Source organism: Virgibacillus proomii, from assembly GCF_018916875.1.
GTDB lineage: Bacteria > Bacillota > Bacilli > Bacillales > Amphibacillaceae > Virgibacillus > Virgibacillus proomii_B.
This window is the reverse complement of the sequence record NZ_JAHLNO010000020.1, coordinates 66189-77898: the sequence shown is the minus strand read 5'-3', so window position 1 is coordinate 77898 and position 11710 is coordinate 66189. Positions and strand designations below refer to the sequence as shown.

Genomic DNA, 11710 nt, shown 5'->3' with positions numbered 1-11710 from the left:
TGATTTGTTCGGTTTTTTTGGATATGATATGTGCGGGGTAAAAATGGATAGTAGAGAAGGTTGCTCTGCATTATATTATAACCAATTTCATCCAAGTAAAATGGTTTGAACGCCCCTCTGATAGGGAATAGAAGAGCTAGGAAAAAGGAAGTGATCGTATGGAATCCAATAAGTATAATAAAAAGTATGAAGAACAGTATGAGCAGCATTGGCAGAAATTACAGCAAGCACTGGAACAGGATAATATGGAAGGATTTCGTAACGAGTTCCTTGATATGCATCCCTATGACCAAGCAATGTTTTTTATGGAGCAGACAAAAGCAGCTCGTTTGAAAATATACACGTATTTATCGCCAGAGGAAGTCGGCAACATCATAGAAATTATGGATGATGAAAAACAACGACGCGCATTAATAAGCGAAATGGATCCCCGCTTTGCTTCCATGGTTTTAGCGAAAATGTTTGCTGATAATGCGGTTGATATTTTAAGTGGCATGGACAAGGATCAAATTGCAAGTTTCTTAACCATTATGGATCAGGAAGCAGCAAAAGAAATTAAAAAGCTGCTGCATTATGAAGAAAAAACAGCTGGAAGTATTATGACTACTGAGTATGTTGCGACGTATAAAACAAATACAGCTCAACAGACGATGCAGCAATTAAAGGAACAAGCTCCAGACGCAGAAACAATCTATTATATGTATGTATTGGATGATGAAAAACGTTTAGTTGGGGTTCTTTCTTTGCGAGATCTAATTGTTGCCGATGAAGATATTTTAATTGAAGATATTATGATTGAAAAGGTTGTAGCGGTATCCGTTGGCAAAGACCAAGAAGAAGTTGCCCAAATGATGCGTGACTATGATTTTTTAGCCCTTCCGGTAGTTGATTTTCAAGGACATTTATTAGGTATTATTACGGTAGATGATATTTTAGACGTCATGGAAGAAGAAGCGAGTGATGACTATTCCAAGCTGGCTGGGGTTTCCGATATGGATAAGCCAAGTGATACAGCGCTTGTTTCAGTGAAAAAACGGTTACCATGGCTTGTTATTTTACTATTTTTAGGAATGCTTACTGCCAGTTTAATTGGCCGTTTTGAGGAAACGTTAAGTCAAGTTTCCGTTTTAGCTATATTTATCCCGCTTATTGCTGGAATGGCTGGTAATTCAGGAACACAAGCTTTGGCGGTTGCTGTTCGCGGGATAGCTAATGGGGATTACGAGAAGCAAGGAAAAGCGCGGCTTGTCCTCCGGGAAGGAGCCACAGGCATTATTAATGGGATTATTTGCGGAATTGTTATTTTAATTGTTATTTATATTTGGAAAGGCAAGTTTTACTTAGGTTTACTTGTAGGTATTTCAATTGCTGCTACATTGTTTGTTGCCACCCTTGCCGGTGTGTTAGTTCCGATGTTGATGGATCGAATTAAAATCGATCCAGCTGTAGCATCCGGTCCATTCATTACTACAGTCAATGATATAATCTCAATCCTTATTTATTTCAGCATGGCAACCGTATTTATGAAATTTTTATTATGATCGTTTTTGAAAACAAGTACTGAAACATCCGTTTGAAATAATATAAATCTTACAGAAAAGACACTTTGAAGAGAAGTGTCTTTTCTTTTTTCCGCAAACACATTTCTCAAAATGGGTTCATATAATAGGTTAAGGAATGATTTAAAAAGGGGGAAGAATAAAATGGGGAAAAAATACGCACAAAAACCACTGCTTTTTATTCATCAGCCAAAAGTAGGCGAGTTACAGGCGTCAATGCAACATATGTATGTTACCCCAAAACTTAATAAGGAAGGTTCTTCAAACAATGAGGAGGTAGTGAAAAAAGGAATGAGACATCGAGACTTTGATAAAAGTGTAATAAAAAATAAGCAAGAAAAATTAGAGGAAACAGAGAAAAGCGATCTTTCACATGAAGGAAAAAAGCAAAGCTTCAAGGATATGTCAATTGAAGAAAAGATTGAATATTTTTTAAACGCTCCAAATTTCGCTCCCAGACTAAAATGTGAAGTCAAAACTAGTCAACGCACGTATCGTGGTGTAATAACAGGATCTGAAGGAAATGATGTATTTATTCGTACCGGAAATCGTTCAACAAGTACAAGAATCTCATTAGAGGATATTAAGCATATTAAGTTACTAGGCTTCTAACGATCTATCTCTACATGAAATAGCAGTAAAACTCCCACCTTAGGACTATCGTAAATCGTATTGGCTAGGTGGGAGTATCAACTGCCAGTGGAAGAATTGGTTTGCTAATCCGTGGGGGATAAATGCTCCCCTAACTACAAAAGCTTTGTTTTAAGTGTAAGACGTATTTTAGTGGCTTAATAAATAGTTACTAAACAAAAAGTACATCATTCAATAAGTGGTGAAAAGTTTTACACACTGGGGTGCATGCACCCCAGTGCCAATTCAGTTAAACGCAGTTAAGTGCATTAATTGCTGGTAGACATGTTACATGACAGAAACAGTTAAGATCTGCTGTGATACAGATGCCAGTTGCGCGTAAATGCTTTGTTTTTTGATCAACTGGGTCTTTCGGATTAGGATCATCATCATGTGGATCTCTTAGAAGCTCTAATATTGCACAGCAATCATCATCCACTTTTTTAACACGGAAAAAGAAGCTTGCTACAACATCACCAATATCGCTTGGATGTGCCCCGAAACCTTTAAATGGTTTACAAGTCCCTTTACAGTACAAAATTACAGGTACCGTATCAAGTCCCATATTTTGATCAGTATCTCCTAATAATTCATTAATAGATTGTTTACAGCTAGAGTCACAACAGCTTTCAAAGACATCACTTTGCGCCTCCGCAATCTCCTTTAAAATATCACATACACAGTTTCCTGTTTTAAACTCTTTTCCACAACCCATGATTTTTTTCTCCTTTCCACATTGTGATTGACTCATTTGTCTTTACTAGAATATGTTGGTTTATGCGGATTGTGTGGGCAATCAAATCAATTCCACTGATCGATTGATCGATTCAGCAGGATTTTTATGGACGGCTTAGACCCATTTAACAACTCTAATTTCCCGAAAAAACGGGCGAATGACCATACCTATCATAAATAGTTACATAGACTAATAACGACCAAACGTATAAAAGGAGTGAAAACGAATGTCGGAAAAAAAGAAGCAAGTCATCCATGTAAAGGATCTTGTTATTAAAGCAGATAATGTGGCTATTGAATCTTCTCGCCCACAAAGGGCGTCTCGTCCGGCTCAACGTAGAGACCCATTTTTTATGAGGCGTCCGGTTGAGGCAGAGAGAGCTGAGGAAAACAAAGAAGTAGAGGATAACGAAGAGCTACATCATGAGGAAGAGCACCGGCAGGAAGATCACGAGGACAGTCAAGAGAATGAGAGAAGAGGTCCGTTCTCCTGGTTTTAATCAGGATAAAAAAGCAGCAGTTATATGCTGCTTTTTTGAAAAAGTAAAGCTTTTTCAATTTAACCGGAGTAGTGAAGATCTAAAAAACAGGTTATTACCTGCATCCTAAAGCTTGGCGTTCGTCAAGCTTTAATTTTTGTAAAGGGACTATAACTGCTTCTACCTTATGGATATCTTTTTTTAAAATTAGCATCGTCGTCCCGTCCAGCTTTTAAGCGCTCGTGCTGCTAGCAAACTTCACTCTTCTTCCTACGGGTAAGTCAACATCGGCTTGGTAAATTCCCAATTTGTTTGGGTCGACAGGACAAGGAAAGCTACGGCAGCAAGACATCGCACGCAGAAAAAGCGTTCTTCTTTTTCCAGGACAAGGAAAGCTACGGCAGCGAGACATCGCACGCAGAAAAAGCGTTCTTCTTTTTCCAGGACAAGGAAAGCTACGGCAGCAAGACATCGCACGCAGAAAAAGCGTTCTTCTTTTTCCAGGACAAGGAAAGCTACGGCAGCGAGACATCGCACGCAGAAAAAGCGTTCTTCTTTTTCCAGGACAAGGAAAGCTACGGCAGCGAGACATCGCACGCAGAAAAAGCGTTCTTCTTTTTCCAGGACAAGGAAAGCTACGGCAGCGAGACATCGCACGCAGAAAAAGCGTTCTTCTTTTTCCAGGACAAGGAGAAACTTCGGAAGCGACAAATTGCGGTTTTTTAAGGATCCCTGGATCTAGCCTTTGATTCCTACTATTTCAAGGAGGAAAATACTCCTTGAATAAAGTTTCCCATTATCCCGCATGTAAGGTGCCGTAATTCTCCCCTTCAAGAGTTAAAAGCGAATAACGGAGAAGGTAAAAAGGGAGAAAACGACACCTAAATGCCCGATTGGTTCATCTAACATTCCGTGTAAAAAGCGTTCCACGAAATGAAGTTTCCCATTATCCCGGATGTAAGGATCCGTATTTTTCTCCTTTCAAAAATGTGCTAACGATGTTGCGAACACGATGAGAAAAACGGATCCTAAATCCCCGATTCGTTTAAAGGCCTTTAGGTCATACCCTTGTGGTACTAACATTCAAGGAGAAAAGCACTCCTTGAATGAAGTTTCACTTTATCCCGTGAGAAGTTCTCCAGTTTGTACGGCGGTTGTTAAACAGGGCGATTGCGCTTTTCTTGGGTGTTCTTGATCAGTAAAAAGGGAAAACGCCGGTCATGAAAAATCAGTAAGAGGGGAGGTTTAAGATGAAAATTTCTGAACCGAATTGGCTGGATTATTTTCATGTCATCGAAAAACACTTACAAAAAAATGAGAAGTGGATGCAGTTTCCAGAAAAAAAAGCTGTGGCAGTAGAAAAAGATATGAATAAATGGAATGAATCTTTTTTAGGCAATATAAGAAAAATTGAAGATCTTATTAAAGAACTGGAAAAAAGAATGGAAGAATAAAAAGGGTTAGACTTTTTGGAAAAAGGGTATATAATTATATAAACATTAATTTTCTGATAATATAGGGGGTGTATCGGTAATGGGATATATATTACCAATAAAGCAGTTTCAATATGAACAATATCATCAACGGGTTATTAGTAAAAAGCAAAATTTTTTTCATATAGAAAGTCCTTTTAAAGTGTTACTCGATAAGCAGCATCAACAATTGTCCAAAAGTTACGAGCGGCTTTATAAGAAAGGTTATGATCGCTATGCAATGAAACCGATAAAACCTTCTGAACTTGAATTTGCTAAGATAATAGGGAAGGGCAAACGATTTAGCAGCACAATTTAACCCTCTAAGAGAAAAGATGCTTAGCAAGGTGATGATACTAAGCATCATATTTACGGTGGTTTCTATTTGTATATGGTAAAATAAACAACTTTTCGCCTTTCCTATACTCTGCATAAAAAACATCACTTACTTGTTCAAAATTTTGTTCTTGTAGTTCATGATATAGCCATTCTTCAGTTAAGTTTTTTTCTTTTAAGTTGTCGTAAATAATTTCACCATCATTGATCAATGTTGTAGCTAAATTAACTTCTTTTGGAGAAACCTGCATATCTTGTTTATTTGGCGTTTGATAGGGTGGTTTTTTGATCACAGATACCGTGCCGTTTGTTTCTAAAAACGCAAACTCAACTTCCCTGAGGGAGAATACATCTTTAGCACGTAATAAACTTTGTAGTTGATTTATATCAAGTTTATTTTTTTTCATGACATCTCTAATTAATTTGCCACGATAGATGACAAAGTCAGGAGCGCCCTCTAACAAGCTGCGGGTACCTTTGAATTTTTGCGTTATCAATTCTGTTAAATATAAAAGCCCGCCCCAAAGAATAATAACAAAACCTATTTCAATGACACCTGCCTTTTTATCAAATAATGCATTTCCTACCAATTCGCCAAGGATTAAAGCAGAAATAAAATCAAAAGGAGTTAACTGGGAAATTTGTGTCTTTCCAAGCAGTTTTGTCAGTAAAAATAGGGCAAAAAATCCAAAGACGGTGTCGACTAGCATTTGCAAATAAGAATTCATTCCTATGCCCCCTTAAAAATTAATCACTCTTAGGGTTACCTGATATAAAGAATTCATTCATTTAAAAATAGCAAATGGCGGAAAAGACACTTTTAATAAAAATGTTTTTTCCGCCATTATTTTAACATCTGTTTTATAGAAATATTTTTAATTAGGATGAAATCACATAAACGATTTGCACAACTTAGTCGTGTAACGTTAGCTGTTTTACCATCATTACATGTGGAATTCCTGCGTCCATAAATTCATCCGATACCGTTTTATAACCCAAACCTTGATAAAACTTTTCTGCGTGTATTTGCCCATTAAGCTTAGCTTGTTGATAGCCATGATCCAGAATGACTTCTTCCATTGCTTGAATTAAGTGCTTACCAATGGATTTACCACGGTATTCTTTTAATACGCAAATCCTTTCTAGTTTTCCATAGTTATCGACAAATCGCAGTCGGCTTGCTGCTACTGGTGTTAAATCATCATAGACAATAAAGTGAATGGCTTCTTCATCAAGTCCATCCATTTCTTCCTCGTAAGGTACTTGTTGTTCCTCTATAAAAACGACTGTACGAATATGATAAGCATGCTCCAATTCTTTCGGTGTTGTAACTTTTATTATATTCACACGAATTCCTTCCCAAACACAAAGGTTTCATAAACGGTCCAAGATCCGTTATTTAATTGATACATAAGTTGAAACCGATCAATTTTATCTTCAATTTGAATTTTTTTCATTCGTAAGCTATTGTATACATCAGAATATTCATCATGTGAAAGACTTTGAGCAATCGTAATATGTGGAACAAACGCATATTCTTGATTTTTTTGGAATTTACCTGAATGCATTTTTTCAAACAAATCAATCAATTCTGGTCTTGTCTCAATTTTAAAGTAAATTGTATTTGTTATTGGAGCAAATGTACTAACCTTATTTATATTGATTATAAAAGGCTTTGTGTCATTAGCGATGTGCTTTAATTCAATAATAAGCTCCTCCAGTAATTGTTGATCTGCTTCAAATGGTGCTTTTAACGTAATATGTGGAGGAATTAACGCATAATGTGGATCATACCTTTTTCGATATGAATTTGCTTCATCCTGTACTTCTTTTGTTGGGAAAATAACAATGCCATATTTCATTCATAAAACCTCCTTTTAGAATAACCAGATTCTGTAACAAACTTATCTGAATAAACTTAACATCTATTATAACAAAAAAGTATCTAAAGTAAGTAGAGTTTTTTGGACTATCAGAAAAATGACTAATTAAACATGGAAGTTAACGCATGCTTCATGTTTTTTTGCCAATATTTCCATGTATGCTCTCCGCCTTCTAATTCATAGTATTCAAAGTTGGCACTGCTATTTGTTAATATATTATGAAGTTCTCGGTTTGGTGTAAGGAAGTTCATCGTTTCTCCATTTGTCATTGTAACTGCTGTTTCTTTTTCACCAATTGTGTGATAGATCGTTAGTTTATCTAAGCTTTGAGCTGATTCAGTAACTTGCAGTACAGAGCTATCTACATATGGCGATTGTATGATGACGTTACCAAATGTATTTGGATAGCGAATAGCGGTCATTAGTGCTAACGTTCCAGCTAACGAATCACCTAGTAAAGTTCTTGATTTTGCCAAATTATACGTTGGATATATGTCATCTAGCAAGGAGACTACTTCACGACTTAAAAATTGGATATATGCTTCATTTTCTTTACCGTTCGGATGATATTTTTCCCTGCGATCATATTTATTTTTATAATGTATCCCGACGAAAATGGTATTCATTATTTCATTATTGTCGTGAAGCCTGTCACTCAACGTAGCAATTCTTCCTAATTGGTAGTAGTCGTTTCCGTCTTGCATGATGCATAAATGATAATTATCCATTGGGGAATAGGACTCGGGCTGATAAATCAATAATGTCATTTTTTCATCTAAATAGTTACTATTAATATGTTTTTCGATCATGGAACCTTTTCTCCCCATGAAATCCACTCCTTCCATGATGTTGCTAGTTTTTCTATTGTTTGTACAATCTGGGTCGAGCAAAGGTGAGCTATATTTTAAGCCCATTCTTATCTACCTGTTCAAGCGCAGTCCCTTTATACAATTGATAATACTTTCCTTTTAATTCAAGTAATTCTTGATGGCTCCCATGTTCCACTATTTTCCCATGTTCGAGTAAAATAATCTTATCTGCTTCTTGAATGGTATTCAGACGGTGTGCAATAATAAAACTGGTTCTGCCATGCATGAGCCGTTTTAATGCATCTTGAATTTTTAACTCTGTGATTGTATCAATATTACTGGTAGCTTCATCCAAAATCAAGATTTTTGGCTGGGCAAGCAAAGCGCGGGCAATGGTAATTAGCTGTTTTTGCCCTTGACTAATACCACTTCCTTGTTGGTCAAGCATCGTATCATATCCATTTGGGAGTTTGGTAATAAATTCATGTGCATTAGCATCTTTAGCAGCTTGAATTACTTCTTCATCCGTAGCCTGTAAGCGTCCATAGCGAATATTTTCGCGGATGGTGGATTGAAATAAGAACGTATCCTGTAAGACAAAAGCCATATGCTGTCTAAGGCTAGAGCGAGTAATTAGTTTAAGCGGCGTACCATCTAGATAAATTTCACCTTTATCATAATTATAAAAGCGCGAAATTAAATTAATAATCGTCGTTTTTCCTGCACCGGTATGACCAACGAAAGCGACAGATTCTCCAGGCTTTGCTTCAAAACTAATATCTTTCAATATGGTACTATTTTCGTAGCCAAAGTAAACATGGTCAAATTGAATATGTCCTTTTATAGTTGTTAATTCTTTTGCTGCTTTTTCATCTGTTTCCTCCTGTTTTTCATCCATCACACGAAAAACTCGTTCCGCTCCGGCAACAGCAGATAACAGAATGTTAAACTGATTAGATAGTTCATTCAAAGGACGAGTAAATTGGCGAGCATATTCTGTGAAAATAACAATGACGCCAACCGTTACATACCCATATATAGCTAAAATCCCACCGGCTAAAGCAATTAAGCCAAAGCTTAGAAAATTGAGCATGTTCATGACTTTTGGAATAAAGCCAGATATAGTTAATGCCCAAAAGCCGGCATGATTTAAATCTTTATTGCGCTCCTCAAACTCTTGGATTACTCGATTTTCTTGAGAAAAGGTTTTGACAATATGCTGTCCGGACACAATTTCTTCTACATAGCCGTTCACTTCACCTAAGTTTTTTTGTTGGAGTTTATACAATGGTCCAGTTCTCTTTGTAATCCAGCGAATTGCTAAAAACATAATAGGAACAATGACCATCGTTACCGCTGTTAGAATTGGACTAAGATAAAGCATGACTGCTACCGTTCCTGTTAGTGTTAGTACACTAGAAAAAATCTGAATGACGGATTGATTTAATGTATTATTGACATTATCAATATCATTTGTAATTCGGCTCATCAGTTCTCCATGCTGTCGCTTATCAAAATAGGAAATGGAAAGACGGTGAAATTGGTGAAATAAGTCTTTCCGTAATGTATAAATTGTTTTTTGAGCAATCCCAACCATCCAATAATTTTGTAGGAATATGGATAGCGAATGAAAGAGATAAATAAATAAAAGCGAAATTAACAGGGTGGCAAGACCAGCACTTTGTTTCGTTACGATAAATTTATCGACTGCCGTACCAATCATAAATGGTCCTAATAAACCTAAACCCGAGCTAATCATAACCATTAAGATAACAAGTGATAATTTCCCCTTTTCTTTTGCTAAATAGGACCAAATCCGTTTTATTGTCCCAGTTGTATCCTTGGCTCGTTTACGCTTATTCACTACTTGAAGCGATTTAATGGGAATTTTATCGTATTGAAAAGGCTGTTTTAATTGATTATTTCGCATAGGAAAACTCCTCTCCAAACTGGGAGTCCACTATTTCTTGATACAGCTCACATGAATTTAATAATATTTGATGGGACCCTATAGCCAGAATTTTCCCTTCATCTAATAAAAGAATTCGATCAGCTGAGATAGCTGTTGCTATTTTTTGGGTGATCACTAATGTTGTACTGTTGTATTTTTCAATCGCTTGTAAAAGCTTTGCTTCCGTAGTTAAATCAAGAGCACTAGTGCTGTCATCTAGCATCAGGATTTTCGGTTGACGAATTAATGCACGAGCAATCGAAATTCGTTGTTTTTGACCACCAGATAAATTTACTCCTTTTTGCCCCACTTTCGTTTCATATTGCTGTTCTAAATTCATGATCGTTTCATGAATTTGGGCATCTTTTGCAGCTTGAATAATTTCTTCATCGGTTGCATCTGGTTTTCCCCATGAAATATTTTCTTTGATGGAACCGGTGAATAATAATGGAGTCTGTGGTACATAGCCAATACTATTTCGTAGCTTCTCCAAAGAATAAGTTGTAATTTCTTTCTCATCGATGGTGATCTTCCCTTTTGTAACATCATAAAGTCGTGGAATCAGCTGGAATAAGGAGGTTTTTCCCGATCCAGTGGCCCCCATTACGGCTAATCGCTCCCCTTTTTTGACATGAAAGCTGATATTTTTAATTACCGCTTTATCGTTTTCTGGATAAATAAACGAAACCTTGTTAAATGAAATAGCTCCATCCTGAATCGAAGCAGAAGCAGGTTCTACAGTACTTTCATCTTTTACATCTTCTGCATATAGAACTTCGCTGACACGCTCTGTAGATGCCTTCATTCGGGAAAATGCCATCGTAATAAAAGTGAACATAGAAATAGACATGGATACTCGTAGTGCGTAGTTAATGATAGCTACAACATCACCGACAGTTGCTGTGCCGGTAATAACTTGAGAATTACCAAACCAAATAATAAAAATTAGAGAAAGATTCATAACAAATAAGAGAACCGGCATTGAAGCCTCGACAAATTGAAAGGCTATCCTAGTTCGGTTGGCAAGCGTTCGATTTGCATCCATAAACCGGTGTTCCTCATAATTTCTTCGAGAGAATGCTTTTATTAAACGCATTCCAGCAAGGTTTTCTTGCATTACTTGGTTTACCTTATCCACACTTTTTTGCACATGATTAAATAAACGCCCAGCCACCTTTAATACCCATAAAATAAAACCAACTAATAATGGAACAGTAATTATAAAAATAACCGCGAGTTTAGCGTTTACGATAAATGCCATCATGACACCACCTACAACAATCAATGGTGCCTTGGACATAATTCTTAATATCATATAAATCGTATTTTGAATTTGCCGGATATCGTTCGTGAATCTTGTCATTAAGCTCGAGGTTGGATATTTATTTAAATTTGCAAAAGAAAATGCTTGTATTTTGGTGAACAACTTTTCTCGCATATCATAGGCAAATCTCCAACTTACATGCGAAGCATAAAAAGAATTGATAATCCCAGCAATAAATGCAATGATTGCAAGTCCTATCATAATACTTCCCCACATAATGATGTTGTTTAAATCTTTATTAACGACACCTTCATTAATCATCTTCCCAAGAAAAAACGGAAGTAACAGCTCGACAGCTAGTTCAATGAGCATAAGTAAAAAAGCTACAATTGCAGATAGCTTATACGGCTTTAAAAAAGTTAAGACTGTTCTCACGTTGATCTCCTCCGTGAAGATAAAGCAATTTCTACCTATTATAAAGGGGTTTTAAAATTTTATCCAATATCCGATTTTTCATCTTACTATGAGACTATCCTGAAATTTTTCAAGAGTAAAGAATACAGAGCTTTCTCATCTAGTCAATAATCTTTGT

At 36.4% G+C, this 11710-nt stretch carries 13 protein-coding genes; 6 read left to right on the top strand and 7 right to left on the bottom strand.

All coding sequences use genetic code 11. The features are described from left to right. Window positions 1–158: 158 nt before the first annotated feature. Together mgtE and KQI21_RS11795 are read left to right on the top strand one after the other, a co-directional pair. On the top strand, window positions 159–1541 hold the full coding sequence (gene mgtE, locus KQI21_RS11800; protein WP_216484401.1) for a magnesium transporter: 1383 nt from the start codon (window positions 159–161) through the stop codon (window positions 1539–1541). Between the two features lie 162 nt (window positions 1542–1703). Beyond that, window positions 1704–2171, top strand: a complete 468-nt coding sequence (locus KQI21_RS11795) for a CotO family spore coat protein (protein ID WP_216484400.1) — start codon at window positions 1704–1706, stop codon at window positions 2169–2171. Window positions 2172–2439: 268 nt separating this feature from the next. Here KQI21_RS11795 and KQI21_RS11790 read toward each other — a convergent pair whose 3' ends face one another. Continuing rightward, window positions 2440–2904 carry a CotY/CotZ family spore coat protein gene (locus tag KQI21_RS11790; protein WP_216484399.1) on the bottom strand — a complete coding sequence of 155 codons (465 nt, stop codon included), beginning with the start codon at window positions 2902–2904 and terminating at the stop codon, window positions 2440–2442. A 247-nt stretch (window positions 2905–3151) separates the two neighbouring features. On the opposite strand from KQI21_RS11790, the gene KQI21_RS11785 reads away from it, so the two are divergent. The 4 genes from KQI21_RS11785 (at window position 3152) to KQI21_RS11770 (ending at window position 5194) form a co-directional block, all read left to right on the top strand. Then, on the top strand, window positions 3152–3424 hold the full coding sequence (locus KQI21_RS11785) for a hypothetical protein (RefSeq protein ID WP_216484398.1): 273 nt from the start codon (window positions 3152–3154) through the stop codon (window positions 3422–3424). Between the two features lie 291 nt (window positions 3425–3715). Continuing rightward, window positions 3716–4129 (top strand): hypothetical protein, encoded by a 414-nt coding sequence (locus KQI21_RS11780; RefSeq protein ID WP_216484397.1) that lies wholly within the window; start codon window positions 3716–3718, stop codon window positions 4127–4129. A 524-nt stretch (window positions 4130–4653) separates the two neighbouring features. Next, window positions 4654–4857 (top strand): hypothetical protein, encoded by a 204-nt coding sequence (locus KQI21_RS11775; RefSeq protein ID WP_216484396.1) that lies wholly within the window; start codon window positions 4654–4656, stop codon window positions 4855–4857. A gap of 79 nt (window positions 4858–4936) precedes the next feature. Then, a complete protein-coding gene (locus KQI21_RS11770; protein WP_216484395.1) occupies window positions 4937–5194 on the top strand; it encodes a hypothetical protein in 258 nt (85 codons plus the stop codon). 37 nt (window positions 5195–5231) lie between these two features. Here KQI21_RS11770 and KQI21_RS11765 read toward each other — a convergent pair whose 3' ends face one another. From KQI21_RS11765 to KQI21_RS11740, 6 genes are all read right to left on the bottom strand, one after another. Next, window positions 5232–5939, bottom strand: coding sequence for a DUF421 domain-containing protein (locus tag KQI21_RS11765; RefSeq protein ID WP_216484394.1), 708 nt, complete (start codon window positions 5937–5939; stop codon window positions 5232–5234). Between the two features lie 184 nt (window positions 5940–6123). After that, complete coding sequence (locus KQI21_RS11760; RefSeq protein WP_216484393.1) at window positions 6124–6558, bottom strand: GNAT family N-acetyltransferase; 435 nt, start codon at window positions 6556–6558, stop codon at window positions 6124–6126. After that, a complete protein-coding gene (locus tag KQI21_RS11755; RefSeq protein ID WP_216484392.1) occupies window positions 6555–7073 on the bottom strand; it encodes a YjcG family protein in 519 nt (172 codons plus the stop codon). The genes KQI21_RS11760 and KQI21_RS11755 overlap by 4 nt, the downstream gene beginning before the upstream one ends. 122 nt (window positions 7074–7195) lie before the next feature. Beyond that, the gene (locus KQI21_RS11750; protein ID WP_216484391.1) at window positions 7196–7921 is read right to left on the bottom strand and encodes an alpha/beta hydrolase; all 726 of its coding nucleotides are present in this window, start codon (window positions 7919–7921) and stop codon (window positions 7196–7198) included. A 70-nt stretch (window positions 7922–7991) separates the two neighbouring features. Next, on the bottom strand, window positions 7992–9833 hold the full coding sequence (locus tag KQI21_RS11745) for an ABC transporter ATP-binding protein (protein WP_216484390.1): 1842 nt from the start codon (window positions 9831–9833) through the stop codon (window positions 7992–7994). Then, window positions 9823–11553 (bottom strand): ABC transporter ATP-binding protein, encoded by a 1731-nt coding sequence (locus KQI21_RS11740; RefSeq protein WP_216484389.1) that lies wholly within the window; start codon window positions 11551–11553, stop codon window positions 9823–9825. The genes KQI21_RS11745 and KQI21_RS11740 overlap by 11 nt, the downstream gene beginning before the upstream one ends. Window positions 11554–11710 lie beyond the last annotated feature (157 nt).

Excerpts from the sequence above, each read along its gene's own strand:
- mgtE (WP_216484401.1), top strand. The coding sequence starts at position 159 with ATGGAATCCAATAAGTATAATAAAAAGTATGAAGAACAGTATGAGCAG.
- KQI21_RS11795 (WP_216484400.1), top strand. The coding sequence starts at position 1,704 with ATGGGGAAAAAATACGCACAAAAACCACTGCTTTTTATTCATCAGCCA.
- KQI21_RS11790 (WP_216484399.1), bottom strand. The coding sequence starts at position 2,904 with ATGGGTTGTGGAAAAGAGTTTAAAACAGGAAACTGTGTATGTGATATT.
- KQI21_RS11785 (WP_216484398.1), top strand. The coding sequence starts at position 3,152 with ATGTCGGAAAAAAAGAAGCAAGTCATCCATGTAAAGGATCTTGTTATT.
- KQI21_RS11775 (WP_216484396.1), top strand. The coding sequence starts at position 4,654 with ATGAAAATTTCTGAACCGAATTGGCTGGATTATTTTCATGTCATCGAA.
- KQI21_RS11770 (WP_216484395.1), top strand. The coding sequence starts at position 4,937 with ATGGGATATATATTACCAATAAAGCAGTTTCAATATGAACAATATCAT.
- KQI21_RS11765 (WP_216484394.1), bottom strand. The coding sequence starts at position 5,939 with ATGAATTCTTATTTGCAAATGCTAGTCGACACCGTCTTTGGATTTTTT.
- KQI21_RS11755 (WP_216484392.1), bottom strand. The coding sequence starts at position 7,073 with ATGAAATATGGCATTGTTATTTTCCCAACAAAAGAAGTACAGGATGAA.
- KQI21_RS11750 (WP_216484391.1), bottom strand. The coding sequence starts at position 7,921 with ATGGGGAGAAAAGGTTCCATGATCGAAAAACATATTAATAGTAACTAT.
- KQI21_RS11745 (WP_216484390.1), bottom strand. The coding sequence starts at position 9,833 with ATGCGAAATAATCAATTAAAACAGCCTTTTCAATACGATAAAATTCCC.